The organism is Streptomyces sp. NPDC034670 (assembly GCF_055574875.1).
The window spans coordinates 106,493-132,647 of the sequence record NZ_JBVITR010000005.1 but is presented as its reverse complement, the minus strand read 5'-3'; the positions used below and the strand labels follow the sequence as shown (position 1 = coordinate 132,647).

24 protein-coding genes and 1 pseudogene are annotated in these 26,155 nt (G+C 74.6%); 18 read left to right on the top strand and 7 right to left on the bottom strand.

The window, feature by feature from the left end:
• Positions 1-19: 19 nt before the first annotated feature.
• Positions 20-781 carry a rhomboid family intramembrane serine protease gene (locus ACZ56B_RS05645; RefSeq protein ID WP_468786585.1) on the bottom strand — a complete coding sequence of 254 codons (762 nt, stop codon included), beginning with the start codon at positions 779-781 and terminating at the stop codon, positions 20-22.
• Positions 782-941: 160 nt separating this feature from the next.
• Here ACZ56B_RS05645 and ACZ56B_RS05640 point away from each other — a divergent pair, with 160 nt between their 5' ends.
• From ACZ56B_RS05640 to ACZ56B_RS05620, 5 genes are all read left to right on the top strand, one after another.
• On the top strand, positions 942-1,181 hold the full coding sequence (locus tag ACZ56B_RS05640; protein WP_468786583.1) for a hypothetical protein: 240 nt from the start codon (positions 942-944) through the stop codon (positions 1,179-1,181).
• 67 nt (positions 1,182-1,248) lie between these two features.
• Entirely contained in the window at positions 1,249-2,598 is a 1,350-nt protein-coding gene (locus ACZ56B_RS05635) for an NYN domain-containing protein (RefSeq protein WP_468786581.1), read from the top strand.
• 306 nt (positions 2,599-2,904) lie between these two features.
• Entirely contained in the window at positions 2,905-3,972 is a 1,068-nt protein-coding gene (locus ACZ56B_RS05630) for a C40 family peptidase (RefSeq protein WP_468786766.1), read from the top strand.
• A gap of 210 nt (positions 3,973-4,182) precedes the next feature.
• The gene (locus ACZ56B_RS05625; protein WP_468786579.1) at positions 4,183-5,184 is read left to right on the top strand and encodes a C40 family peptidase; all 1,002 of its coding nucleotides are present in this window, start codon (positions 4,183-4,185) and stop codon (positions 5,182-5,184) included.
• 45 nt (positions 5,185-5,229) lie between these two features.
• Positions 5,230-6,420 carry a hypothetical protein gene (locus tag ACZ56B_RS05620; protein ID WP_468786577.1) on the top strand — a complete coding sequence of 397 codons (1,191 nt, stop codon included), beginning with the start codon at positions 5,230-5,232 and terminating at the stop codon, positions 6,418-6,420.
• Positions 6,421-6,483: 63 nt separating this feature from the next.
• On the opposite strand, the gene ACZ56B_RS05615 is transcribed toward ACZ56B_RS05620, so the two are convergent.
• Complete coding sequence (locus ACZ56B_RS05615; protein WP_468786575.1) at positions 6,484-7,719, bottom strand: glycosyltransferase 87 family protein; 1,236 nt, start codon at positions 7,717-7,719, stop codon at positions 6,484-6,486.
• 119 nt (positions 7,720-7,838) lie between these two features.
• On the opposite strand from ACZ56B_RS05615, the gene ACZ56B_RS05610 reads away from it, so the two are divergent.
• Entirely contained in the window at positions 7,839-8,981 is a 1,143-nt protein-coding gene (locus ACZ56B_RS05610) for a glycosyltransferase family 4 protein (RefSeq protein ID WP_468786573.1), read from the top strand.
• Positions 8,982-9,094: 113 nt separating this feature from the next.
• Here the strand turns inward: ACZ56B_RS05610 and ACZ56B_RS05605 are convergent, their stop codons facing one another.
• Complete coding sequence (locus tag ACZ56B_RS05605; RefSeq protein ID WP_468786571.1) at positions 9,095-10,891, bottom strand: AMP-dependent synthetase/ligase; 1,797 nt, start codon at positions 10,889-10,891, stop codon at positions 9,095-9,097.
• A 295-nt stretch (positions 10,892-11,186) separates the two neighbouring features.
• Between ACZ56B_RS05605 and ACZ56B_RS05600 the strand changes: the two genes are divergently transcribed.
• The 7 genes and pseudogenes from ACZ56B_RS05600 to ACZ56B_RS05570 all read left to right on the top strand — a co-directional run bounded on the left by ACZ56B_RS05600 (position 11,187) and on the right by ACZ56B_RS05570 (position 16,947).
• On the top strand, positions 11,187-11,984 hold the full coding sequence (locus ACZ56B_RS05600) for a metallophosphoesterase family protein (protein ID WP_468786569.1): 798 nt from the start codon (positions 11,187-11,189) through the stop codon (positions 11,982-11,984).
• 175 nt (positions 11,985-12,159) lie between these two features.
• Entirely contained in the window at positions 12,160-12,603 is a 444-nt protein-coding gene (locus ACZ56B_RS05595; RefSeq protein ID WP_468786567.1) for an SRPBCC family protein, read from the top strand.
• Between the two features lie 80 nt (positions 12,604-12,683).
• Positions 12,684-13,880, top strand: a complete 1,197-nt coding sequence (locus tag ACZ56B_RS05590; RefSeq protein ID WP_468786565.1) for an ArsA family ATPase — start codon at positions 12,684-12,686, stop codon at positions 13,878-13,880.
• A 56-nt stretch (positions 13,881-13,936) separates the two neighbouring features.
• Positions 13,937-14,500: a DUF5304 domain-containing protein gene (locus ACZ56B_RS05585; RefSeq protein ID WP_468786563.1), complete on the top strand. Its 564-nt coding sequence runs from the start codon at positions 13,937-13,939 to the stop codon at positions 14,498-14,500.
• Between the two features lie 137 nt (positions 14,501-14,637).
• Positions 14,638-15,591 carry an ROK family glucokinase gene (locus ACZ56B_RS05580; protein WP_468786561.1) on the top strand — a complete coding sequence of 318 codons (954 nt, stop codon included), beginning with the start codon at positions 14,638-14,640 and terminating at the stop codon, positions 15,589-15,591.
• Between the two features lie 176 nt (positions 15,592-15,767).
• Positions 15,768-16,067, top strand: a pseudogene (locus tag ACZ56B_RS05575) (VOC family protein); the annotation flags it as partial.
• 124 nt (positions 16,068-16,191) lie between these two features.
• Positions 16,192-16,947 (top strand): endonuclease/exonuclease/phosphatase family protein, encoded by a 756-nt coding sequence (locus ACZ56B_RS05570; RefSeq protein ID WP_468786559.1) that lies wholly within the window; start codon positions 16,192-16,194, stop codon positions 16,945-16,947.
• A 9-nt stretch (positions 16,948-16,956) separates the two neighbouring features.
• Here ACZ56B_RS05570 and ACZ56B_RS05565 read toward each other — a convergent pair whose 3' ends face one another.
• Both ACZ56B_RS05565 and ACZ56B_RS05560 read right to left on the bottom strand, forming a co-directional pair.
• Positions 16,957-17,616 (bottom strand): hypothetical protein, encoded by a 660-nt coding sequence (locus tag ACZ56B_RS05565; protein ID WP_468786557.1) that lies wholly within the window; start codon positions 17,614-17,616, stop codon positions 16,957-16,959.
• Complete coding sequence (locus ACZ56B_RS05560) at positions 17,609-18,406, bottom strand: alpha/beta hydrolase (protein ID WP_468786555.1); 798 nt, start codon at positions 18,404-18,406, stop codon at positions 17,609-17,611. Before ACZ56B_RS05560 ends, ACZ56B_RS05565 begins: the two co-directional genes overlap by 8 nt.
• A gap of 201 nt (positions 18,407-18,607) precedes the next feature.
• Here ACZ56B_RS05560 and ACZ56B_RS05555 point away from each other — a divergent pair, with 201 nt between their 5' ends.
• The 4 genes from ACZ56B_RS05555 to ACZ56B_RS05540 all read left to right on the top strand — a co-directional run bounded on the left by ACZ56B_RS05555 (position 18,608) and on the right by ACZ56B_RS05540 (position 22,580).
• Positions 18,608-19,462, top strand: coding sequence for a lysophospholipid acyltransferase family protein (locus ACZ56B_RS05555; RefSeq protein ID WP_468786553.1), 855 nt, complete (start codon positions 18,608-18,610; stop codon positions 19,460-19,462).
• Positions 19,463-19,498: 36 nt separating this feature from the next.
• Positions 19,499-20,752 (top strand): MacS family sensor histidine kinase, encoded by a 1,254-nt coding sequence (gene macS, locus ACZ56B_RS05550; protein ID WP_468786551.1) that lies wholly within the window; start codon positions 19,499-19,501, stop codon positions 20,750-20,752.
• Positions 20,749-21,450 carry a response regulator gene (locus ACZ56B_RS05545; protein ID WP_468786549.1) on the top strand — a complete coding sequence of 234 codons (702 nt, stop codon included), beginning with the start codon at positions 20,749-20,751 and terminating at the stop codon, positions 21,448-21,450. The genes macS and ACZ56B_RS05545 overlap by 4 nt, the downstream gene beginning before the upstream one ends.
• Positions 21,451-21,584: 134 nt before the next feature.
• Entirely contained in the window at positions 21,585-22,580 is a 996-nt protein-coding gene (locus tag ACZ56B_RS05540; protein WP_468786547.1) for a 2-hydroxyacid dehydrogenase, read from the top strand.
• On the opposite strand, the gene ACZ56B_RS05535 is transcribed toward ACZ56B_RS05540, so the two are convergent.
• Together ACZ56B_RS05535 and ACZ56B_RS05530 are read right to left on the bottom strand one after the other, a co-directional pair.
• The gene (locus ACZ56B_RS05535) at positions 22,532-24,412 is read right to left on the bottom strand and encodes an anthranilate synthase family protein (protein WP_468786545.1); all 1,881 of its coding nucleotides are present in this window, start codon (positions 24,410-24,412) and stop codon (positions 22,532-22,534) included. The two genes, ACZ56B_RS05540 and ACZ56B_RS05535, sit on opposite strands and share 49 nt — an antisense overlap.
• 102 nt (positions 24,413-24,514) lie before the next feature.
• Positions 24,515-24,577, bottom strand: a complete 63-nt coding sequence (locus ACZ56B_RS05530; RefSeq protein WP_468786764.1) for a trp operon leader peptide — start codon at positions 24,575-24,577, stop codon at positions 24,515-24,517.
• Positions 24,578-24,682: 105 nt separating this feature from the next.
• Between ACZ56B_RS05530 and ACZ56B_RS05525 the strand changes: the two genes are divergently transcribed.
• Positions 24,683-26,035, top strand: coding sequence for a class II 3-deoxy-7-phosphoheptulonate synthase (locus ACZ56B_RS05525; RefSeq protein ID WP_468786543.1), 1,353 nt, complete (start codon positions 24,683-24,685; stop codon positions 26,033-26,035).
• Positions 26,036-26,155: the final 120 nt, after the last annotated feature.

Below are 26,155 nucleotides of genomic sequence, written 5' to 3'. Positions count from 1 at the left end.
CGCTGCTGGGGCTCTCACCCTACTCGCGGTCCGCCGGAGGCGTCCGCGCCGCCGGGGACCCGGGGGCGGCCGCCCGGCGGGACCCGGCGGCCGTGCGCCCGAAACGCAGCCACGCGTAGCCGAAGCCCAGCCCGAACCCCACCAGGTGCGCCAGGTACGCCACCCCCGGCCCGCCGGAGGCCCGCCCGGCCGCCGCCCACTGCAGCGCCGCCCAGAACGGCAGCACCACCCACGCCGGGAGGCGCACCGGAAGGAAGAACAGGAACGGCAGGAGACTGGTCACCCGGGCCCGGGGGAACAGGAACAGGAACGCGCCGAGGACCGCCGAGACCGCCCCGGAGGCCCCGACCAGGGGCTGCCCGGAGTCCGGGTGGGCGGCGGCGTACCCCAGCAGGGCGAGGCAGCCGCAGCCCGCGTAGCACGCGGTGAACCGCACGCGGCCCATCCGCGCCTCGGTCATCGCCCCGAAGACGTGGAGGAAGAGCATGTTGCCGAGCAGATGCACCCAGCCGCCGTGGACGAACAGCGCCGTGGCCGGGGTGAGGGCGGCTCCCGGCCATCCGTCGGACAGCTCCGCGGGGATCACTCCCCAGCGCCGGAAATAGGCCCGCTGCGCCGCGAGCAGTTCCTCCCCCGAGCCGTGGACCGGGTTCAGGCCCGAGGCGGGCCCGATCAGGAAGACCAGGCAGCACAGGACGACGAGGGCGCGGGTCACCGGGGCCGGCGAGCCCCGCGCCGCCCCGGCGGCCGGCGTGCTCCGGTCGCGGCTCCTGGACCTCATGGACACAGAGCATGACGTAACCGGACACAACCACCCGGTCCGCCTCGCCGCCCCGTGAACGGGCGGGACGACCGGCGCCCGCCAGGCCGTAGGGTTACGAGCCACACGCACCGGGGGGCCCGGTGCGTCACGGACACTGGAAGGAAGGCGGACAGCCACGATGACGGTTCCCCTGCCGACCGCCTCGACGCGGTGGCGCTGCACCCTCTGCGGCAACCTCACGCGGTTCGACGTGACCCGCTCGTCGAAGGTCGTCGAGTACGTGCACCTCGACCTGGCGGGAGAGCCCAGGGTCGAGGAGCGCGAGGTGCTCGATGAGACGATCGAATCGGTGCGGTGCCGCTGGTGCAACGCCGTCGACCGGGTGGAACTCGTGGACAGGCCGGGTGCCGGCTCCTGAACGGGGGCGGGCCCCGCTGACGACGACCCCGCACGAGGGGCCGCACACAGGCATGGGGGTGTGACGGATGGTGGAGACCACGGGCGGGGGGCCGCGGGACGGCGCCGCCGAGGTGCTCGACCGCCCGCTGCCCGACGGGGTGCGCCGCCGGGTCGTCCAGATCGCCGCCGACGGTTTCGGCGGACTGACGGTCACCGAGCTGCCCGCCCAGCTGCGGCAGTACGCCCGGTTCACCCCCAGCCGCCGCGCCAAGTTCGCGGGCAACGCCATGGCCGCGGCGCTGGAGGGCGACCCGCTGTTCCGCCAGCGCATCGGGGAACGGCTCAGAGAGGCCCAGCCGGAACTGGCCGGCGCCCTCGACTCCGGCACCCCGCCCCCGGCCGCGGACCCGCTCGACGTGGCGGCCGCGGCCTACGTGCTCCGCCCGCCCGGCTGGGTGAAGCTGGTGACCGCCGCCGGCGAGGAGGCGCAGCGCGCCGACGCCGAACGCGCCGACGAGGAGACCCGGGCCGAGCTGGAGCGGCTGCGCGCCGAACTCGCCCGGGCCCGCGAGCACACCCGGTCCGAGACCGAGCGGCTGCGCGCCGAGCTGGAGGCGGCGAGGAAGGAGTCCGAGTCCCTGCACCGCAAGCTGCGCTCCGCGCTCAGCGACGTCAAGCGCGGCGAGGCCGCCCTGCGCAAGCTGCGGGCCGAGACGGAGGCGGTCCGCGCCGAGGGGCAGGCCCAGGTGTCGGCCGCCGAGAGCGAGAGCCGGCGGCTCAGGGCGCGGCTGGGGGAGACCGAGGCCGCGCTGGAGGCGGCGCGCCGGGCGGCCCGGGAGGGCCGCAGCGCCGAGGACATGCGGGTGCGGCTGCTGCTGGACACCGTGCTGGACGCCGCCCAGGGGCTGCGGCGCGAGCTCGCGCTGCCCCCGGTGTCGGTGCGGCCCGCCGAGACCGTGGACGCCGTCGAGCCCGGCCGCATGACCCCGAAGGACATCGCCGCCCGCGCGCTGTCCGAGGACGACCCCGCCGTCCTCGACCAGCTGCTGGCGCTGCCGCAGGCGCACCTCGTCGTCGACGGCTACAACGTCACCAAGACCGGCTATCCCCAGATGCCGCTGGAGAAGCAGCGGCTCCGGCTCCTGGGCCAGCTCGCCCAGCTCGCCGCCCAGACCGGCGCCGAGGTGACGTGCGTCTTCGACGGCGCCGAACTGGCCGCGCCGGTGCTGCTGGCGCCGCCGCGCGGGGTGCGGGTGCTGTTCTCCAAGCCGGGCGTCACCGCCGACGAGCTGATCCGCCAGCTGGTGCGCGCCGAGCCGCCGGGCCGGCCCGTCATCGTCGTCTCCACCGACCGCGAGGTGGCCGACGGAGTGGCCCGCGCGGGCGCCCGCCCGGTCGCGTCGGCGGTGCTCCTGAAGCGCTTCTCCCGGGCGTAGGCGTAAAACGCCGTACGTCCCAACAGGTGCGTAAGCCCCAAGCGCAACGTACCCGCCGATTGCCCGAATTGACGCGGTATTCACGCAACGTAGCGTCAACCGGGCATCACCGCACGTGAGTTCAGGGCGGGGGAAACGCATTGTGACGGGAATTTCAGGTCCGAGGATTTGAACTGATCACGAGGGAATCACTAGGGTCGGGCCTCGAACCTCCGCTCGGGTGATCGTTCACATGGGGTGGCGACGGCGGAGGCCCCGCCCACCGGCGTGTCGGTAGGCGGCTGGAGGAAGAAGGAGCTCGCCTTCGTGGCGTCCCACCGTCGTCCCAAGCAGCCGAGCCGCGCACGTGTGACCGTGCTCACCACCGCTGCCGCAGCTGCCGTCGCCCTGAGCTCGCAGGCCGCCAACGCCGCTCCCAGTGAGAAGCCGAGCAAGGACGAGGTCAAGGCCAAGGTCGACAAGCTCTACCAGGAGGCGGAGCAGGCCACCGAGAAGTACAACGGGGCCAAGGAGAAGCAGGAGAAGCTCCAGAAGGAGATCTCCACCATCCAGGACAACGTCGCCCGCGGTCAGAAGGAGCTCAACGACCTGCGCGACGGCCTCGGCTCGATGGCCAGCGCCCAGTACCGCAGCGGCGGCATCGACCCCTCGCTCCAGCTGTTCCTCTCCGCCGACCCGGACGACTACCTCGACAAGGCCTCCACCCTCGACCAGTTGAGCGCCCAGCAGGTCGACGGACTGAGGAAGATCCAGGAGAAGCAGCGCGAACTCGCCCAGCAGCGCTCCGAGGCGTCCGAGAAGCTCAAGGACCTCTCCTCCACGCGCACCGAACTGGGCAAGAAGAAGAAGGAAGTCCAGGGCAAGCTCGCCGCCGCGCAGAAGCTGCTCAACAGCCTGACCGCCGAGGAGAAGGCCCAGCTCGCCGAGGAGGATGAGCGCGCCTCCCGCAACAGCGAGCGCCAGGCCCTCTCCGCCGGTGACGCCTCGACCGGCACCAGGGCCGGCACCGGCACCGGAAGCGGCCGTGCCGCCGCCGCCTTCGCCGCCGCCCAGAGCAAGCTCGGCACCCCCTACGTCTACGGCGCCACCGGCCCGTCCTCCTTCGACTGCTCGGGCCTGACCTCCTGGGCGTACGCCCAGGCCGGCGTCGCCCTCCCGCGCACCTCCGAGGCGCAGACCGGCGCGGGCACCAAGATCTACTCGCAGAGCCAGCTCCAGGTCGGCGACCTGGTGTTCTTCTTCAACGACCTGCACCACGTGGGCCTCTACGCGGGCAACGGCCAGGTGCTGCACGCCCCGCGCACCGGCACCGTCGTGCGCTACGAGTCGATGAACACCATCGGCGGCCCGTTCATGTTCGGCGTCCGCGTCTAGGATCCGTCCGCTCCTTCGGGAGACCGGCCCGCGGTGCCCCCGAACGGGGGAATCGCACCGGCGCCCGCCGGACCCCCGCCCCGCCCGTGACCTGCGTCGAAGGCGGGGCGTCGCCGTGCGCGGCGGGCGCGGGCGCTGGTCCGTCCGCCGCCGCCGGGTCTACTGTCTGCCGCGTTTCCCTGTCCGCCAGTGGAAGGAGCGCGGCTTCCCGTGGGGTCCCATCGCCGTTCTGCACCGTCCTTCGGATCCGAGCGGGGCGCCGTCGCCGCCGTCGGTCTGCTGTCCGTCACGGCCGCCGCCCTGGGCGCGGCACCGGTCGCGGCCACGCCGCACGACGACACCCGGGCCGAGGTGGACCGCCTCTACGCGGCGGCCGAGAGGGCCACCGAGGCGTACAACGAGGCCGACGAGCGCGCCGACGGCCTGCGCCGGCAGGTCCGCACCGCGCAGGACGGGATCGCCCGGCAGCAGCAGCGGATCAACACCCTGCGGGAGTCGCTCGGCTCGCTCGCCGGTGCCCAGTACCGCTCCGGAGGCCTCGACCCCTCCTTCGCCCTGCTGTTCTCCGACGACCCGGAGGACTACCTGGAACGGGCCTCCGTCCTCGACCGGATCACCGCCCGCCAGGCCGGTGAGCTGAGGAGACTGCGGGGCGCCCTGCGCTCCCTCGCCCGGGACCGCGCGCAGGCGGCCCGCACGCTGGAGGCGCTGGAGGAGAGCCGCGAGGACGCCGCCGCCCACAAGAAGACCGTCGAGGGCAGACTCGCCGAGGCCCGCCGGCTGCTCGCCTCCCTCCCGGCCGGCGAGCGCGCCGCCCGCTCCGGCCGCGGCCGCCCGCCCGGTCCGGACGCGGCCGGTGCGGCCTCGGCGCGCGCGGCCGCCGCCGTCGCCGCCGCCCGCTCCGCCCTCGGCAGGCCCTACGTCTGGGGCGCCAACGGGCCGGGCGGCTTCGACTGCTCGGGCCTGATGCAGTGGTCGTACGCGCAGGCCGGGGTGGCCCTGCCGCGCACCTCGCAGGCCCAGCGGCACGCCGGCCGGCAGGTCCCGCTCTCCGAGGCGCGCCCCGGCGACCTGGTGCTCTACCGGTCCGACGCCAGCCACGTCGGGATGTACGTGGGCGACGGCCAGGTGATCCACGCGCCCTACCCCGGCGCCCCCGTGCGCTACGACCCGGTCGGCATGATGCCCGTCTCGGCGGTCACCCGGGTGTGACCCGGGGCCTGACCGGAGCGGTCCGGCGCCCGTACCCTCACAGGGATGGCTGGGCGGGGGCGGGTTCCGGGGGCGCCGGTGGCGGCGCTGTGTCTGCTGCTCGTCGCCCTGGTCGCGTGCGGCGGGGGACCGGTCGCCGACGGCGTCCGCGCCGAGGTGCAGGCGCTCCTCGACCGGCGGGCACGGGCGGTCCTCGCCCACGATCCCGCCGGGTACGCCCGCACCGGCGCCCGGGCCGGGTACGACCGCCTGCGCGCCGTACCGCTGGCGGCCTGGTCCTACCGGGTGACCGCCCTGGAGCGCACCGGTGACGCCGCCACCGTCCTCGCCGACCTGAGCTACCGCGTCGAGGGCCACGACCGCTCCCCGGTCACCACCGCCCGCGCCCTGCGCCTGGACCGGGGCGCGGACGGCCGCTGGTCCGTGGCGTCGGACCGGCCCGCGCGGGAGTCCGGCCAGCAGCTGTGGGACCAGGGCCCGGTACGGGTCGTCCGGGGCGAACGGGGCCTGGTGCTCGGCGTCGGGCAGTCCGACGCGAGGCTGCGCGACTACGCCGGGATGGCCGACCGCGCGGTGCCCGCGGTCTCGGACGCGTGGGGCACCGACTGGCCCCGCCGCGTCGTCGTCCTGGTGCCGGGGTCCCTGGAGGGCATGGCGGGGCTGCTGGGTTCGCCCGCCTCCTCCTACCGGGGGATCGCGGCGGTCACCACCGGCCGGACCGGCACCGGTCCGCGGGCGCCCGCGGACCGGATCATCGTCAACCCGGACGCCTTCGGGCTGCTCGGCGACGCGGGCCGGCAGGTCGTGCTCACCCACGAGACCGCCCACGTCGCCACCCGCGCCCACACCTCCGCCGCGACCCCGCTGTGGCTGTCCGAGGGCTTCGCCGACTGGGTCGCCCAGCGCGGCGACGGGCGCGCTCCGGCCGAGACCGCGCCGGAACTCGCCCGCGCGGTCAGCCGGGGCGAGGCGCCCGCGGCCCTGCCCGCGGACGAGGACTTCGGCTTCTCGGGCGACCCGGGCCGGCTGGCCCGGGCCTACGAGAGCGGCTGGATGGCCTGCCGCCTCGTCGCCGAGCGGTGGGGCGAGGAGCGCCTGGGCGCGTTCTACCGGGCCGTGGGAGCGCACCGGCAGCGGGAGGGCGCGGTCGAGGATGCGATGGACCGGGTCCTCGGCACCACCGTGGAGGAGTTCACGGCCCGGTGGCGGGGCCACGTACGGGACCGGCTCGGCTGACCCGGGCCCGCGGGGCGGGGGCGGGGCCGGTCCGCCCGGCCGCCCCGGCTCCGGCGGCCGGGATCAGGGGGAGACCGGCGCCCCGGCGGGACGGGCCTGCCGGGGGACCGCGGGGAGCGGGCGCCGGCGGGGGACGGTGGCGCGCCACAGGGCACGGGCCGCGAGCAGGGTCGCGGCGACCAGCAGGCCGTTGCGGACGACCAGCAGGCCGATCCCGAGCGGGTCGCTGGCCACGACGTGGGCGAACCACAGCGGGAACTCCAGCACCGTCACGGCGGACGCGGCCAGCACCAGGGCGGCCGGCAGCCGCATCCGGCTCCCCCGGAAGCACAGGCACACCGCGGCGAGCCCGACCAGCCACACCATGTACTGCGGGCTGATCACCCGGCTGGTGGTGGTGAACATCAGCACCGCCGTGAACGCCGCGTCGGCGGCGGTGTGCGCCTCCGAGCGGGTGGCCAGCAGCCGCCACAGCACCAGCCAGGCGAAGGCCGCCCCGGTCAGCAGCAGCGCGCCCGTGCTCACCCAGGTCACGTACGGGCCGAGGAACTCCACCGAGCCGTAGTTGAGCCGCACCTCGCCGTCCCAGCCGTGGTGCCGGGCGACGTGGAAGACCAGCGCGCCCAGCGACTCGACCTCCGTGCCCCGGTCGCGCTGGAAGGTCAGGAAGGCGAACGCGCCGGGCACGAGGAGGGCGAACAGGGCGGCGGTCGCGGCGGCGGTCACGGCGGCCGACACCCAGGCGGCACGCCGGCGGACGGCGAGCAGCAGCAGCGCCGGCCACACCTTCAGCAGCGCCCCGAAGGCGGCCAGCGCCCCCATCAGCCGGGGGCGGCGGGCGCCGGCCAGCAGCGCGGCGACCGCCACCGCGGTCACCATCACGTCGTAGCGGGCGTACACCGTCGGCCCGAGCAGCGGCACGCCCGCCACCCACACCCAGGCGCCGTGCGGCGCCCGGCCGGGACGCCGGCCCGCGTGCAGCAGCAGGGCCAGGACGGACAGGTCGGCGAGGAACGCCAGGACGAAGAACGCGGTGGCGTACTCCAGGAAGGGCAGCAGACCGGGGGAGAGGACCGCCAGGGCCGCGGCGGGCGGGTACTGCCAGGTGACGTCGTCCAGCGGAAACGTGCCGGTGCGCAGGACCTCGTACCAGCCCCGGTAGATCACCGACACGTCGCTGGTGACGTCGGGGCCGGGGAAGACGACCACCTTCAGGACGCACAGCAGCAGGGCGGCCCGCGTCAGCCCCCACAGGAGCAGCAGGCCTGCGAGGGACCCTCGTACGGCCGTCGTCTTCATCTGCTCCCTGCCCGTGTGGTGCGCGGTCCGAAGGGGCCATCATGTACCGGGCACCCGTGCACGGGCCACCGGCACCGCCGCGACCGGCGGTGAGGAGGCGTTCGGTAGGGTCGGCCGCGATGCACAAGACCCTGATCGTGACCAACGACTTCCCGCCCCGGCCCGGCGGCATCCAGGCGTTCCTGCACAACATGGCGCTGCGGCTCGACCCCGAGCGCCTCGTCGTCTACGCCTCCACCTGGAAGCGCACCCGGGAGGGCGTCGAGGCGACGGCCGCCTTCGACGCCGAGCAGCCCTTCACCGTCGTGCGCGACCGCACGACGATGCTGCTGCCCACCCCGCGGGCCACCCGGCGGGCCGTCGGGCTGCTGCGCGAGCACGGGTGCACCTCGGTGTGGTTCGGGGCGGCGGCGCCGCTCGGGCTGATGGCGCCGGCGCTGCGCCGGGCCGGCGCCGAGCGGATCGTGGCCACCACCCACGGCCACGAGGCCGGGTGGGCCCAGCTGCCCGCCGCCCGGCGACTGCTGCGCCGGATCGGCGAGTCCACGGACACGATCACCTACCTCGGCGAGTACACGCGCTCCCGGATCGCCGGCGCGCTGACCCCCGAAGCGGCCTCCCGGATGGTGCGGCTGCCGCCCGGGGTGGACGAGAAGACCTTCCACCCCGGCTCGGGCGGCGACGAGGTCCGGGCGCGGCTCGGACTGGCCGGCCGCCCGGTGGTGGTGTGCGTCTCGCGGCTGGTGCCGCGCAAGGGGCAGGACACGCTGATCGAGGCGATGCCCGCGGTCCTGGCGGCCGAGCCGGAGGCCGTGCTGCTGCTCGTCGGCGGCGGCCCGTACGAGGAGGACCTGCGCGCGCTCGCGCGGCGGACCGGGGTCGAGGGCTCCGTCCGCTTCACCGGCTCCGTCCCCTGGGAGCAACTGCCCGCCCACTACGGCGCCGGGGACGTCTTCGCGATGCCCTGCCGGACCCGGCGCGGCGGGCTGGACGTCGAGGGGCTCGGGATCGTCTACCTGGAGGCCTCCGCGACCGGGCTGCCCGTCGTCGCCGGCGACTCCGGCGGCGCCCCCGACGCGGTGCTCGACGGCGAGACCGGCTGGGTCGTCCCCGGCGGCTCCCCCGAGCAGGCCGCCGACCGCATCGTCACCCTCCTCGGCGACGCGGAGCTGCGCCGCCGGATGGGCGAGCGGGGCCGCCGGTGGGTCGAGGAGAAGTGGCGCTGGGACCTGCTGGCGGAGGAGCTGAGGAAGCTGCTGTAGGGGCCTGCCCGCCTCCCGTGCGGCGCGGCGCGCTCGATCCGGTACGGCAGCCCCGCCCGGTAGGGCGCGGCGCCCGGACCCGGACACCGCGCCGCACGCGCGCCCCGCGCGTCCTACTTCGCGTAGATCGCCTCGATCTCGTGGGCGTAGTCCTTCGCCACCACGCTCCGCTTCAGCTTCAGGGACGGGGTCAGATGCCCCGACTCCTCCGTGAACTGGGCGGGCAGGATGCGGAACTTGCGGACCGACTCCGCCTTGGAGACCGCCGCGTTGCCGTCGTCGACGGCCGCCTGGACCGCCGCGACCAGGTCCGGGTCCTCGATCAGGGACGCCGCGGTGGAGCCCTCCGGCTTGCCGTTCTCGGCGCACCAGCGGCCGAGGAACTCCTCGTCGATGGTGACCAGCGCGCCCACGAACGGCCGCCCGTCGCCCACCACCATGCACTCCGCGACCAGCGCGTGCGCGCGGATCCGGTCCTCGATCACCGCCGGGGCGACGTTCTTGCCGCCCGCGGTGACCAGGATCTCCTTCTTGCGGCCGGTGATCCGCAGGTAGCCGTCCTCGTCCAGGGTGCCGACGTCCCCGGTGTGGAACCAGCCGTCGGCCAGCGCCTCGGCCGTCGCGCCCGGGTTGTTCCAGTACTCCTTGAACAGGTGCTCGCCGTGCAGCAGCACCTCGCCGTCGTCCGCGATGCGGATCACCGAGCCGGGCAGCGGCTGGCCGACCGTGCCGATCTTCTGCCGGTCCCACGGGTTGAACGCGGTGGCCGCGCAGGACTCCGTCAGGCCGTAGCCCTCCAGGACGGTGAAGCCGATGCCGCGGAAGAAGTGGCCCAGGCGCTCGCCCAGCGGGGCGCCGCCGGAGATGGCGTACTCGCCGCGCCCGCCGAGCACCGCGCGCAGCTTGCCGTAGACGAGCCGGTCGAACACCTTGTGCTTGATCCTCAGGCCGAGCGACGGCCCGGACGGCGTGTCCAGCGCCCGGCTGTACGCGATCGCGGTGTCGGCGGCCTTGTCGAAGATCCCGCCCTTGCCGTCGGCCTGCGCCTTGGCGCGCGCCGAGTTGTAGACCTTCTCGAACACCCGCGGCACCCCCAGGATGAGGGTCGGGCGGAACGCGGCCAGCTCGTCGGTGAGGTTCCTGATGTCCGGTACGCAGCCCAGCTTGATCGGCGCGATCATCGGCGCGATCTGCACCAGCCGTCCGAAGACGTGCGCGAGCGGCAGGAAGAGCAGCACGGAGCACTCGCCGGTGCGGAACAGCGGCCGCAGCCGCTCCACGATGTTGCCGCACTCGGCGAAGAAGCTGCGGTGGGTGAGCACACAGCCCTTGGGACGGCCGGTCGTGCCGGAGGTGTAGACGATCGTCGCCGGGTCGTCGGCCTTCGCGATCGAGCTGCGCTCCTCGACCGTCTCGTCGGTGACGTCCCGGCCGAGGCGGCCCAGCTCCTCGACGCCGCCGGCGTCGATCTGCCACACGTTCCCCAGCCCGGGCAGCCGGTCGCGCACCGACTCCACGGCCGCCGCGTGCGCGTCGAGCTCCACGACGCAGGCGGTGGCGCCGGAGTCGCCGAGGATCCACGCCACCTGCTCGGGCGAGCTGGTCTCGTACACCGGCACGGTGACCGCGCCGGCGCTCCAGATCGCGAAGTCCAGCAGCGTCCACTCGTAACGGGTGCGGGACATCAGGCCGACCCGGTCGCCCGGCCGGACCCCGGAGGCGATCAGCCCTTTGGCGGCCGCCCGCACCTCGGCGAGGAAGGCGGTGGCCGTCACGTCCTGCCAGGCACCGTCCACCTTGCGGGCGATGACGGCGACGTCGGGGTGCTGCGCGGCGTTTCTGCGCACGATGTCGGCCAGGTTGCCGTCCGCGGGGACCTCGTACAGAGCCGGAAGGCTGAACTCGCGCAAGACTGCTGCTCCTCTTAGGGCGCCGACGCCACGGCGTTGTGCGATGCGACGGTGCGGTCCAAGGCTGGGGCGGGTACTCGCGAATTCACATGTCGAAATCCCGAGCACGACTGGACTGCCCGGACGTTACCCGCCGGTATGGCCTCCACGACAGGGGGTCCCGGCGAGATGTTCGCTGCGTCACACAGATGGGTGTTTCATTGCGCACAGTAGTGCACCCCGCCACCGACCAGCCAGTATCCACAGGTCCGGCCGCCATTGTCCGGACCGTCGCACGCGCCTACCCTTGATCGCCATGGCATCCGTACCGGGCGGCGTCCGCCGCACGCGCGTCCACGTGGTCAGCGACGTCCACGGCAACGCCCGTGACCTGGCCCGGGCCGGCGAGGGCGCCGACGCCCTGGTCTGCCTGGGCGACCTGGTGCTCTTCCTCGACTACGCCGACCACTCGCGCGGCATCTTCCCCGACCTGTTCGGCACCGAGAACGCCGACCGCATCGTGGAGCTGCGCACCGCCCGCCGCTTCGAGGAGGCGCGCGCGTTCGGCGCCCGGCTGTGGGCGGGCCTCGAGGAGGACCGGGACACGGCGATCGAACGGGCGGTGCGCAGGCAGTACGCCGAACTGTTCGCCGCCTTCCCCGCCCCCACCTACGCCACCTACGGCAACGTCGACGTGCCGCCCCTGTGGCGGGAGTACGTCCGGCCCGGCACCACCGTCCTCGACGGGGAGCGGGTGGAGATCGGCGGCCGGACCTTCGGGTTCGTCGGCGGCGGCCTGCGCACCCCGATGCGCACGCCCTACGAGATCGACGACGAGGAGTACGCGGCGAAGATCGAGGCCGTCGGCGAGGTCGACGTGCTGTGCACCCACATCCCGCCGGAGGTCCCGGAGCTGGTCTACGACACCGTCGCACGCCGCTTCGAGCGCGGCAGCCGGGCGCTGCTGGAGGCCATTCGCCGCACCCGGCCCCGCTACGCCCTGTTCGGGCACGTGCACCAGCCCCTGGTGCGGCGGATGCGGATCGGCGCCACCGAGTGCGTGAACGTGGGGCACTTCGCGGGCACCGGGCGCCCCTGGGTGCTCGAGTGGTGACGTCCGGTGATCCCGATGACTCGTGGCGGCTCGTGGTGACGCGAACGCCGAGGGGGCGCCCCGGGCGGGGTGAGCTGCGCCGGCCGGGTGCGCGGTAGCCTTCCGCTGCACAGACGTGCGCTGCACCCGCGCACGGCGATCCGACGACCGGCGCGCATCCGGAGGAGCCACGGCGATGGCGGAACACACCAGCTCGAGCATCACGATCGAGGCCGCACCGGCCGATGTCATGGGGGTGATCGCCGACTTCGCCCGCTACCCGGACTGGACCGGTGAGGTGAAGGAGGCGGAGGTCCTCAAGACCGACGGGCAGGGCCGCGCCGAGCAGGTGCGCCTCGTCATGGACGCCGGCGCGATCAAGGACGACCAGACCCTCGCCTACACCTGGAACGGCGAGCACGAGGTCTCCTGGAGCCTGGTGAAGTCCCAGATGCTCCGCTCCCTGGACGGCTCCTACCTCCTGGAGCCGGCCGGCCCGGGCACGACCGAGGTCACCTACCGGCTGACCGTCGACGTCAAGATCCCGATGCTCGGCATGATCAAGCGCAAGGCCGAGAAGGTCATCATCGACCGGGCCCTGGCGGGGCTGAAGAAGCGCGTGGAGTCGGGGGCGCGGTAACGCGCCGCGGGGCCCGCCCGGCCCGGGTGCGAACAGGGCGACGAGCCCTCCCCGCCGGTCCCCCGGGTACCGTCACCCTCATGCGTACCCTCCTGATCACGGGCCCCGGCGGCAGCGGGCGCACCACCGTCGCGGCCGCCACCGCGCACGCCGCCGCCCGTGAGGGCGTCCGCACCCTCCTCCTCGGCACCGACCGGACGGACACTCTGGGCGCGGTCCTGGGCGTGCCCGTCGGGCCCGACCCGGTCGAGGCCGCCCCCCGGCTCACCGTGCGGCGGCCCGACGCCGACGCGGACCTCGGCGCCGACCTGGCCGCCCTGCAGGACCGCGCCTCCTCCGCGCTGGACCTGCTCGGCGCCTCCCGGCTCGATCCCGAGGAGTTCACCCCGCTGCCCGGCGCCGAGGAGCTCGCCCTGCTGCGCGCCCTGCGGGACGCGGCCCTGCCGGGGGCGCACGACCTCCTCGTGGTCGACCTGCCGCCCGTCCCGCGGGCCCTCGCCCTGCTCGCCCTGCCCGAGGAGCTCCGCCGCTACCTGCGCCGCCTGCTCCCGCCCGAGCGGCAGGCCGCCCGCGCCCTGCGCCCCGTGCTCGGCCGCCTCGCCGGCGTCCCGCTGCCCGCCGCGTGGCTGTACGAGACCGCCGCCCGGCTGGACCGCCGGCTGGCCGCCGTCGAGGCCGTGCTCGCCGACCGCGGCACCGCCGTGCGCCTGGTCGCCGAGCCGGGACCCGCGGGCGCCGACGCCGTGCGCACCGCGACCCTCGGCCTGGCGCTGCGCGGCCTGCGCACCGACCTGCTGGTCGCGACCCGCGTCCTGCCGGAGGGCGTGCAGGACAGCTGGCTCGCCGGCCCGGTCGCCCAGCAGCGCAAGACCCTGGAGGAGTGGCGGGAGACCCACGACGTCCGCCCCGTCGCCCACCTCGGGCGCGACCCGCGCGGCACCGACGACCTCGCCGCGCTCGCCGTGCCCGGCGCCGGCGCGGGCCCCGCCGCGACGGGACCCGCCGCGACGGGCGCCGCCGTCGAGTGGCCCGTCACCGACTCCCTCGCCGACGACGGCGTGCTGGTCTGGCACATCCCGCTGCCCGGCGCCCGGCGCGAGGAGCTGGACCTGATCCGGCGCGGCGACGAACTCGTCGTGACCGCGGGACCGTTCCGCCGGATCGTCCCGCTGCCCTCGGCGCTGCGCCGCTGCACCGTCGACGGCGCCGCCCTGCGCGAGGGCCGGCTGCGCATCCGGTTCCGGCCGGATCCGCGGCTGTGGCCGCGCACCCGCTGAAGCCGGTGGGGCGTTCGGGTAACGTCGAAGGGGCCACCCGTAGTCAGGAGTCCCTCATGAGCGAACAGCTCCCCCCGTCCGGCGACGCCGGGGACGAGACCGTGGAGGAGGCGCGGACCGCGAAGGACGCGCGGACCGCGGGCGACGCGCGGGCCGCCGACGCCGACGCCTGGGCGACCGCCTGCGCCGAGGACCTCGAGGCGGAGAAGGCCCGCCGCCGCGCCCGGTACGGACAGCCCCCGGGCTCCGCCGCCGAGGAGCTGAAGAAGCTCGTCGACGCGGTCGCCGACCGGCTCTCCGGCCTGGGCTCCCCGCTGTTCGGCGCGGTCGCCGGGCCCGCCGCGCAGCAGATGGTGCGGCAGGCCGTGCAGCAGGCCAAGGCCGCCGTGGAACCCGTCATCGAGCGCAACCCGGACGTCTTCGACCACCTCGCCGCCGCCGGCAACGAACTCCTCGCCGCCTACCGCTCCGCGGTGCGGGACCAGGAGCGCCGCTGGACGGCCCGCGCCACCGACCTGCGCGACACCGACCCCCGCGACCTGGACGAACGCGACAACCGGGACGGCCGGGACGACCGGGGTGACGACTCCGGCCCCGGCGAGCACATCGACCTGGACTGACGGCCGGCGGCCGACGCCCGGTCCGGCGGGTGCCCATGATCCCGCCGGACCCGCCCACCGTACGGATGGCGGAAACCCGGGGGCAGGGCCTCGGGTACCGTGGGCGGTAGCGGGGCTCGACCGAAACTGAGGGATTCATGGGACTCACCATCGGCGTCGACATCGGCGGCACGAAGATCGCGGCCGGCGTGGTCGACGAGGAAGGCAACATCCTCTCGACCCACAAGGTGCCGACCCCGGGCACGCCCGAGGGCATCGTGGACGCCATCGCCTCCGCGGTGGAGGGCGCGCGCGCCGGGCACGAGATCGTCGGCGTGGGCATCGGTGCGGCCGGGTACGTCAACCGCCAGCGCTCCACGGTGTACTTCGCGCCCAACATCCACTGGCGCAACGAGCCGCTCAAGGAGAAGGTCCAGGACCGCACGGGCCTCCCGGTCGTCGTGGAGAACGACGCCAACGCCGCGGCCTGGGGCGAGTACAAGTTCGGCGCGGGCGCGGGCCACCGCAACGTCATCTGCATCACGCTCGGCACCGGTCTCGGCGGCGGCGTCATCATCGGCAACAAGCTGCGCCGCGGTCACTTCGGCGTGGCCGCCGAGTTCGGGCACATCCGCATGGTGCCGGACGGCCTGCTGTGCGGCTGCGGCTCCCAGGGCTGCTGGGAGCAGTACGCCTCCGGCCGCGCGCTCGTCCGGTACGCCAAGCAGCGCGCCAACGCCACCCCCGAGAACGCCGAGACGCTGCTCGGCCTCGGCGACGGCACCCCCGAGGGCATCGAGGGCAAGCACGTCTCCATGGCCGCCCGCCAGGGCGACCGGGTGGCCGTCGACTCCTACCGGGAGCTGGCCCGCTGGGTCGGCGCCGGCCTCGCCGACCTGGCCTCCCTGTTCGATCCCTCCGCGTTCATCGTCGGCGGGGGTCTCTCCGAGGAGGGCGAACTGGTCCTCGGTCCGATCCGCAAGTCCTACAAGCGCTGGCTGGTGGGCGGCAACTGGCGTCCGGTCGCCGAGGTCCTCGGCGCCCAGCTCGGCAACAAGGCCGGCCTGGTCGGCGCGGCCGACCTGGCCCGCCAGCCCGACCCGATCATGTGATCCCCCCTTCCCACGCGCACGGCGGCGCCCGCCCGACCCCCGAGGGGACGGCGGGCGCCGCCGTCTCCGCCCGGCGCGCACCGCGGCCTTCCCCCTCCCGGGACTTCCAGGACGGCGACGGACCTGCTTCCCGCCCACCGTCGTCGCCGGCCGCCGGTCCCAGCGAAGGGACCGCGATGCCGGAGCGGACCAGCGCCGCACCGAAGGGCCGCACCACCGTCGCCCCCCAGTGCGTCACCGACGGCACGGGGGCCTTCCCCGACTTCGTCGCCCGGGCGTTCGCAGGTGAGGAGATCGGGCGGGTGCGGACCGAGGACGGTGCGATCGGACACGGTGAGACCCGGGCCGGCGACACCGTCGTGCCGGCCTTCGACCGGCGCCCGGACCGGCCCGCCCTGCCGAGCCCGCTGACCGTGTTCGTCGCCGACGCGGACCGGGCGTGCGCGCGGGCCGTCGAGGCCGGCGGCCGGGTGATCCGCCGTGAACGCAACCCCGCCCGGCCGCCGGGGCGTCGTACGGCTGCGCTGGCCCGGTTCTTCCCGTGCCGACGCCGGCCCGCGTGACCCCTCCGGCCGGGCGGGTCGGCGTATCTTGGCCGGCATGGCGACGACTTGGCTGCTGCCCGACTCCCGTACCGAGCCGGACGGGTCGGCCGTGATCCGCGTCCTGAGCTACAACATCCGGTCGATGCAGGACGACACGGACGCCCTCGCCCGGGTGATCACCGCCTGCGTCCCCGACCTGGTCCTGCTCCAGGAGGCGCCGCGCTTCTTCCGCTGGCGCAAGAAACTGGCCCGGCTGGCCTCCGCGTCCGGGCTGGTGGTCCTCTCCGGGGGCGCCACGGCCGCGGGCCCGGCGCTCCTGTGCTCGCTGCGGGCGACCGTCGAGCGCACCGAGGACGTGCTGCTGCCGCTCACCCCGGGACTGCACCGGCGCGGTTTCGCCACCGCCGTCGTGCGGTTCGGCGGCGCCCGGCTGGGCGTGCTGAGCTGCCACCTGTCGTTGCGGCAGGACGAGCGGTACGAGCAGGGCGGCATGCTCCTGGACCGGCTCGCCGGGATGGGTGTGGAGCACGCGGTCGCCGGCGGCGACCTGAACGACCCCCCGGACGGCCGCACCTTCCGGCGCCTGGCCGGGAACCTGACGGACTGCTGGGCCGCGGCCCCGTGGGGCGGCGAGCACACCTGGTCCCCCGGCGACCCGCGCAAGCGCATCGACGCCCTGTTCGTCACGGGCGGCGTCGAGGTGCTGGGCTGCGGGGTGCCGTACGAGCAGCCCGGGGTGTCCGGGGCCGACCTGAGGGCGGCCACGGACCACCTCCCGGTCCTGGCCGCCCTCAGGGTCCCCGCCGCGTAGGGGAGGTCCTCAGACCACCGCGCCGCGGCCCGGGTCGTCGTCGTCCTCGTCGTCCGTGCGCATGCGCAGCACCAGCGTGGCGAAGCCGCCCAGGAAGCCGCCGACGCAGAGCGTGGTCAGCCACCAGGACATGTACCAGTCGAACATCACCGCCAGCAGGAGCAGCAGCGGACCGCCCACCACCCCGAGCCAGGCGAACTTGACGGCGACGTCGGCCTCCGGCAGCGGCGGCGGCTCCGGCGGCACGAAGTGGCCCTCGTCGCTCTCCCCGAGGTCCTCCCCGGAGGGCTCGGACAGGCTGTAGTCGCGAGGGCCGACACCGGGGGCGAAGGAGACGGAACCGCCCAGCGGCCTGGCCGGTGCGGCCGGATCGGCCGGGTGCTCGCCGGCCTTGCGCGGCGTCCCGGCCTCCGTCTCCTCGTCGTTGGTCCCGGCCTCCAGCAGCGCCAGGTCCTCGACCGACTTGAACGGCTTGGCCCCCGGCGGGTCCGGCGGCTCCTCGCCGTACCCGGCGACGATCGCCGCCCACGCGGCGTCCTCGTCGAAGGGGACGTCCTTCCCGGCGCCCTGCCCGGGGCTCCGCCCGGCGCCCTGCCCGGCGCCCCTCTCCTCCGGCTCGCGGCTCTCGCGGCCTTCGCGGTCCTCGCGGTCCGAGTCGTGCTCAGCCACCTGCGGTCGTCCCTTCCTTGCCGAGCCCGGGCTCCTTGACGGCGCCGGGCGCGAGCCGGCCGATGAACGCGGTGCTCTCCCGGAAGACCCGCTCCGCGTCGTGGTCCAACGTCGCCACGTGGTAGCTCCGTTCCAGCAGGACCTCCGTCACGTCCACCGACGAGACCCGGCCGAGGACGCGGGCCGAGTCCGCGGGCGGCACCACGTGGTCCTGCGGGCTGCGCAGCAGCAGCAGCGGCTGGGTGACCCGGGGCAGCTCGCCGTCGAGGAGGCGCAGGAACGTCCGCAGGGAGTGCGCGGCGTGCAGCGGCACCCGGTCGTACCCCAGCTCCGTCACCGACGGCTTCGCGATGTCGCTCGCGATGCCCTTCGTCGCCGGGACGAGGTGCCGCAGCACCGGAAGGGCGTGCGCGGTCACCCCGTGCACCTTGTTCGCGGGGTTGACGACCATGACCCCGCTCACCGCGTCGCCGTGGAGCGCGGCCAGCCGCAGGGCGAGCGCGCCGCCCATCGACAGACCGGCCACGAACACCCGGGAACAGCGGTCCCGCAGCAGCCGCAGCTCGCGGTCCACCTCCGCGTACCAGTCCTGCCACCCGGTGACCCGGAGGTCCTTCCAGTGCGTGCCGTGTCCGGGCAGCAGCGGCAGCGAGACGGTCAGGCCGTCTCCGGCGAGGTGCTCCGCCCAGGGGCGCAGCGACTGCGGTGAACCGGTGAAGCCGTGGCAGAGGAGGACGGCGGTCTCCCCGCCCTCGTGACGGAACGGCTCGGCTCCGGTCAGGAGCGGCACCTTCGGCCTCCTGTTCGTGGGGGTTCGTGAGAAGGGTGCGGGCACGTCATGACGGTCGGGGCAGGGGTCGCGCACGGATCGCAGGACCTTCACCGTACGCGACCGCGCTGACACCGACCAGGGCCGTCGGGTCCTTCCGCGGCACTCCGGGATATTGTCTGATCCACACACACGGGAGGCACTCGGTTGTTGTACGGCGCGATGAAGGTCACCATCGGGGGGCCGCTGAAGCTCGCCTTCAGGCCCTGGGTGGAGGGCCTGGAGAACGTTCCCGCCGAGGGTCCCGCCATCCTGGCCAGCAATCACCTGTCGTTCTCCGACTCCTTCTTCCTGCCGGCGGTGCTGGACCGCAAGGTCACCTTCATCGCCAAGGCCGAGTACTTCACCACGCCGGGGGTGAAGGGCCGGCTGACGGCCGCCTTCTTCAAGGGCGTGGGCCAGCTCCCGGTGGACCGCTCCGGCGCGCGCGGCGCCGGCGAGGCCGCGATCCGCAGCGGCATAGAGGTGCTGGAGCGCGGTGAGCTGTTCGGCATCTACCCGGAGGGCACCCGCTCGCCCGACGGCCGTCTCTACCGGGGCAAGCCCGGCGGCCTGGCGCGCGTGGCGCTGGCCACCGGCGCGCCGGTGATCCCGGTCGCCATGATCGACACGGAGAAGATCCAGCCGCCCGGGAAGATCGTGCCGAAGCTGATGCGGCCGGGGATCCGGATCGGGAAGCCGCTGGACTTCCGCCGCTACCAGGGCATGGACCACGACCGTTTCGTCCTGCGCGCGGTGACCGACGAGGTCATCTACGAGATCATGAAGCTCTCCGGCCAGGAGTACGTCGACGTGTACGCGACCGCCATGAAGCGGCAGCTCGCGGAGGCGGCCAAGGCCGAGAAGGAGGCCGAGAAGGCCGAGCGGGAGGCCGAGAAGGAGGCCGGGAGGGCGGCGCGGGCCGCCCTCGCGCGCGAGGAGAGGGAGCACGCCGGGAAACTGAGGGCCGCCATGGAGCGGGCCGACCGGGAGCAGACCGGACGGGACCGGAACGAGCAGCGACGTTCCGACCCCTAGGCCCGGTCGGAGCCGGGGGCGGAAGTGGGGGGACACATGCCGGGGCACGAGAAGGCCATGAGGATGTCGGTCGAGCTGCCGCTGTGGCGCGCGCTCGCCGGCTACCGGGTGCTCACCGTGGTGTACGCGGTCGGGCTGTTCGCCTCCGCCCACGAGGAGTTCACCCGGCCCTGGCTCGCCGTCGGCTACTTCGCCCTCCTGCTGGTGTGGACCCTGGCCACCCTGCCCAGGGTCGCGAGCGCCGCCGCCTGCACCAGGGGCTTCCTCGCCGCCGACCTGACCATCGCGCTCACCGGCATCCTGCTCACCCCCCTCGCCGACGCGCCCGAACGCATCCACGCGGGCGGCCCGACCCTGCCGTCCATCTGGACCGCCGGCTCGGTGCTGGCGTTCGCGATCAAGGGCGGCTGGCGCTGGGCGGCCCTCGCCTCCACCCTCGTCGCCGTGGCCAACCTGGTCGAACGCGGCAGTCCCGCCCGCGACACCGTGCACAACGTGATCCTCGTCTGGGTCGCCTCCATCGCCATCGGCTACGTCGTCGAGGTCGCCCGCGCCTCCGAGCGCACCCTCGCCCGCGCCCTGGAGATCGAGGCGGCGACCCGGGAACGGGAGCGGCTCGCGCGGGACATCCACGACGGCGTGCTCCAGGTGCTCGCGATGGTGCAGCGGCGCGGCGCCGTGATCGGCGGCGAGGCGGCCGAGCTGGGCCGGCTGGCCGGGGAGCAGGAGGTCGCCCTGCGCACGCTGGTCTCCGGCGGACTGGTCCCCGTCCCCCGCGCGTCGCGGGACGCCGCCGGCGCCGCCGTGCGGGCCGCCGGCGAGGACGGGGCGCCGAACGGCGGCGGGGGACCGGTGGACCTGCGCGCGCTGCTCGCCCCCTGCGCGGGCGCCCGGGTCGCCCTCGCCGAGCCCGGGGCGCCGGTGCGGCTCGCGCCGGCCGCCGCGCGGGAGGTGGCCGCGGCCGTCGGCGCCGCCCTGGACAACGTCCGCCGGCACGCCGGGGAGCGGGCCCGCGCGTGGATCCTGGTCGAGGACGAACCGGACGAGGTGATCGTCACCGTCCGCGACGACGGACCCGGCATCCCCGAGGGCCGGCTCGCCCAGGCCGAGGGCGAGGGCCGGCTCGGCGTGGCCCTGTCCATCCGGGGCCGGCTGCGCGACCTCGGCGGCAGCGCCGAGCTGATCTCGGTGCCGGGCCAGGGCACGGAGGTCGAACTGAGGGTGCCGAAGGCGGGCAACGACGGGACGGACGGCCGGGGGGACACCCGGGGGAAGGCGGAGCAGCGATGACGGACACCGCAACCGGACGGGAGGCCGGCCGGGACCCGGTCAGGGTGATGGTGGTCGACGACCACCCCATGTGGCGCGACGCCGTCGCCCGCGACCTGTCCGAGTCCGGCTTCGAGGTGGTCGCCACCGCCGGGGACGGCGACCAGGCGGTGCGCCGCGCCAGGGCCGCCGCCCCGGACGTGCTCGTCCTCGACCTGAACCTGCCGGGCAAGCCCGGCGTCCAGGTCTGCAAGGAGGTCGTCGCCGCGAACCCCGCCCTGCGCGTCCTGGTGCTCTCCGCCAGCGGGGAGCACGCCGACGTGCTGGAGGCGGTGAAGTCGGGCGCGACCGGTTACCTGCTCAAGTCGGCCTCCACCGAGGAGCTCCAGGACGCGGTGCGCCGCACCGCCGCGGGCGACGCGGTGTTCACCCCGGGACTGGCCGGCCTGGTCCTCGGCGAGTACCGCCGCCTCGCCTCCGAGCCCGCCGGCCCCGACCGGGGCGACGACGGGTCCAAGGCGCCCCGGCTGACCGAGCGCGAGACCGAGGTGCTGCGCCTGGTCGCCAAGGGCCTGAGCTACAAGCAGATCGCCGAACGGCTCGTCATCTCGCACCGCACGGTGCAGAACCACGTGCAGAACACCCTCGGCAAACTCCAGCTCCACAACCGCGTCGAGCTCGTCCGCTACGCCATCGAACGCGGCCTCGACGAGGAGTAGCGCCGGCCACCCGGGTCCACGAGGCCCCGCCCCCGCCCCGTGCGGCCCCGGCACGCCCCCCCGGCGGGCCCGTATATTCGCGCGTACGACGACTGCCCGCGCGCACGACGACGACCCCGACCCGGAGGGAACCCGTGGAGATCCTGGCGTTCGGAGTACAGGCCGACGAGAAGCCCCTGATCGAGCGGGCCTTCGAGGGCCACCACCAGGTGCGCGCACTGGACGTCTTCCTCAACGCGGACACCGCGCCCATCGCGGCCGGCCACGAGGCGATCTCCACCAGCGTCAACTGCGACCTCGGCGCCGAGGTCCTGTCGACCCTCGCGGTCGGCGGCACCCGGATGGTCGCCCAGCGCTCCACCGGCTTCAACAACGTCGACCTGGAGGTCGCCGAACGGCTCGGCCTGACGGTCGCCCGCGTCTCGTCCTACTCGCCGTACTCCGTCGCCGAGTTCGCCTGGACCCTCGCCATGGCGGTCAACCGCCGCGTGGTGCGCGCCTCCACCCGCACCCGCGACTTCGACTTCCGCCTCGACGGGCTGATGGGCCGCGACATGCACGGCCGCACCGCCGGGATCCTCGGCACCGGCAAGATCGGCGAGGCGTTCGCCCGGATCGCCCACGGCTTCGGCATGCGGCTGCTGGGCTGGGACGTCGCCGAGAACCCCGCCTGCCGGGAACTCGGCATGACCTACGTCCCCAAGGAGCAGCTGCTCGCCGAGTCCGACCTGGTCACCCTGCACGTCCCGCTGCTGCCCGAGACCCGGCACCTCATCGACGCCGGCGCCCTGAAGACGATGCGGGACGACGCGATCCTGGTGAACTCCAGCCGGGGCGGCCTCGTCGACACCGCGGCCCTCGTCGCCGAGCTGCGCGCGGGCCGCTTCACCGGCGTCGGCCTGGACGTGTACGAGGCGGAGGCGGGGCTGTTCTTCCTCGACAAGTCCCTGGAGGCCGTCGACGACGACACCCTGGCCCGCCTCGTCACGTTCCCGAACGTCCTGGTGACGTCCCATCAGGCCTACTACACCGTGGACGCCGTCGGGCAGATCGTCGAGACCACGGCGGACAACGTCCTCGACTACACCGCCGGCCGCCGCTCGGAGAACGTGCTGGTGCCGCGCGGCTGACCCGTCAGCTCCCGGACGATCGCCGCGCCGTTCAGCGTCAGCACCGACTCCGGGTGGAACTGCACCCCGGCGAAGCCCGGCCCGCGCAGCGCGTGCACCTCGCCGTTCGCCGCACGGCTCACCTCCACGCCGTGCGCGGCCAGCTCGGCCGCCGCCTCGTCGTCGCAGTGCGCCGCGAAGCTGTTGTAGAAGCCGACGGTCTCCGGCCGCCCGAACAGGTCGATCTCCGTCTGCGCCCCCTGGTACGGCACCTCCTTGCGCACGATCCCCAGCCCCAGCTCGGCCGCGATCAGCTCGTGGCCGAGGCAGACCCCGAGGACGCCGTGCCGGTGCCCCGCGAGGACCTCGGCGGTGAGCCCGCGCAGGAACCGCATCTTCGGGTCGGCGGTGTCGGAGGGGTCGCCCGGGCCGGGTCCCAGCACCAGCGGACCCTCGTGGCCGAGCGCCGCCTCCCGCAGCCCCGGCTCGTCGTACCGCCGGACGGTCACCTCCAGCCCGCCGGCGCGCAGCACGTGCGCCAGCATCGCGGTGAAGGTGTCCTCCGCGTCGACCACCAGGGCACGGCCCCCCAGGGGGTCCGGCAGCTCCTGCATCCGCAGCCAGAACGGCGCCAGCGAGGCCCGGCGCCCGTCCAGCGCCGCCCGCACCCGGGGGTCGTCGGCCAGCCCCGGCCGCACCGACTCCGCCCGCGGCCGCCCGGGGCGCACCCCCAGCGCGGCCAGCACACCGGCCGCCTTGGCGTGGGTCTCGGCGACCTCGCCCGCCGGGTCGGAGCCGCGCACCAGCGTGGCGCCGACCGCCACCCGCAGCCGTCCGTCCGCGCCGATGTCCGCGGTGCGGATGAGGATGGGGGAGTCCAGGGTCTGGGCGCCCCCCGCGTCCCGGCCGAGCAGCGCCAGCGCGCCCGCGTAGTAGCCGCGCCCGCCGGTCTCGTGCCGCTCGATCACCCGGCAGGCGTTCTGCACCGGGGACCCGGTGACGGTGGCGGCGAACATGGTCTCCCTGAGCACCTCCCGCACGTCCAGCGAGGACCGGCCGCGCAGCTCGTACTCGGTGTGCGCGAGGTGCGCCATCTCCTTCAGCCGGGGGCCGACCACGACCCCGCCCCGGTCGCCGACGGTGCACATCATCTTGAGCTCCTCGTCGACGACCATCGACAGCTCCTCGATCTCCTTGCCGTCGGCGAGGAACTCCAGCAGGTGCTCGGGCGTGGGCCCCTGGGCCGGATAGCGGTGGGTTCCGCTGATCGGGTTCATCACGACCGTCCCGCCGGACGCCCGCACGTGCACCTCGGGACTCGCCCCGACCAGCGTCCTGTCCCCGGTGTGCACGACGAACGTCCAGTAGGCGCCCCGCTCCTCCTCGAGGAGGCGCCGGAAGAGGCTGAGGGCGTCGGCCCGCCCGAACCCCGGGATCCGGCCCCGGTAGGTCCGCCGGATCACGAAGTTGGCGCCCTCGCCCCGTCCGATCTCCTCCCGCAGCACGCGGCCGACGATCTCGCCGTACTCCTCGTCGGACACGTCGAAGCCGCCGTCCTCCACCCGCACGGCGTGCGACGGCAGCCGGGACAGGGCGTCCCCGAGCGGGATCTCGTACCGCTCCTCGGGGGTCAGCACCAGCAGCGGGGTGCCGTCGTCGCGGACGTCGAAACCGCGCTCGCGGATCTGCCGGAACGGCACGAGCGCGAGTCCCTCGTCGGGGAGGTCGGCCAGGCGGTCACGCGTTTCCACGGGACCCACCAGCAGTTCGACCACGGCGTGGTCGTGGCCGGGCGTGCGGCGGCGCAGCAGGGCGAACGGACGGGGATCGTCCAGGAGGTCCGGCAGGTTCATCGGTCGTGCTCCCTCGGTGAAGGAGGGCCGGTCCCCGGACGCCGTGAACGCCGAAGGCCGCCCCTCGGGCGGCCTTCGCGGAGTGTGCGTGCGTACGCGCAGTCAGTGGGCCGCCGGAGAAGCGGTCCACCACCAGTTCGTGGTCTGGGTCGAGTGCGCGGGCATGGGACGCACCCTACCCCATGTCCACGATGTCCACGGGACGTATCCCGTGTCTCACTTCCTGGGCATGGCCCGGAACGGAGGGCGGCACCCCGTAATGTGGAGAACGTGACCGTGAACGCTAAGACCAGCGCGAGCGCTGGCAACACCTGGCGAAACCTGCCCGCGGCGCAGCAGCCCGAGTACCCCGACGCCGAGGCTCTGCGCGCAGTGATCGCGGACCTCGAGTCGTATCCGCCGCTCGTCTTCGCGGGCGAGTGCGACCAGCTGCGCGCCCGGATGGCGGCCGTCGCCAAGGGAGAGGCGTTCCTCCTCCAGGGCGGCGACTGCGCCGAGGCCTTCGACGCGGTGTCCGCCGACCACATCCGCAACAAGCTCAAAACGTTGCTCCAGATGGGCGCCGTACTGACGTACGCCGCCTCCGTGCCCGTGGTGAAGGTGGGCCGGATCGCCGGCCAGTACTCCAAGCCGCGCTCCAAGCCGACCGAGACCCGTGACGGCGTGACGCTGCCCACCTACCGCGGCGACTCCGTCAACGGCTTCGAGTTCACCGAGGAGGCCCGCGTCCCGGACCCCGAGCGGCTGAAGCGGATGTACCAGGCCTCGGCCTCCACGCTGAACCTGGTGCGCGCCTTCACCACCGGCGGCTACGCCGACCTGCGCCAGGTGCACGCCTGGAACCAGGACTTCGTGAAGTCGTCGCCGTCCGGCCAGCGCTACGAGCAGCTCGCCCGCGAGATCGACCAGGCGCTGAACTTCATGCAGGCGTGCGGCGCGGACCCGGAGGAGTTCAAGACGGTCGAGTTCTACTCCTCGCACGAGGCGCTGCTGCTCGACTACGAGTCGGCGCTCACCCGCGTGGACTCGCGCACCGGCCGGCTGTACGACGTCTCCGCGCACATGGTCTGGATCGGTGAGCGCACCCGTCAGCTGGACCACGCGCACATCGAGTTCGCCTCGAGGATCCGCAACCCGATCGGCATCAAGCTCGGTCCGACGACGACGGCCGAGGAGGCGCTGCAGTACATCGAGCGCCTCGACCCCGAGCGCGAGCCGGGCCGGCTGACCTTCATCGTCCGCATGGGCGCGGACAAGATCCGAGACCGGCTCCCCGAGCTGGTGGAGAAGGTCACCGCGTCCGGTGCCACCGTCGCCTGGGTGACCGACCCGATGCACGGCAACACCTTCGAGGCGGCCTCGGGCCACAAGACCCGCCGCTTCGACGACGTGCTCGACGAGGTGAAGGGCTTCTTCGAGGTCCACAAGGAGCTCGGCACCCACCCGGGCGGCATCCACGTGGAACTCACCGGCGACGACGTCACCGAGTGCGTGGGCGGCGGCGACGAGATCTTCGTCGACGACCTGCACCAGCGCTACGAGACGGCCTGCGACCCGCGGCTCAACCGCAGCCAGTCGCTGGACCTGGCGTTCCTCGTCGCCGAGATGTACCGGGACCAGTAACCGGCGGCGCCGGCGGTACCCGGGAGGGGGGGGGGGGGGGGGGGGGGGGGGGGGGGGGGGGGGCGGCTGGCCGCTTGCTTCTTCCTTCTCCCCGGAGGGGGGAGTTGTCTTTGTATCTCC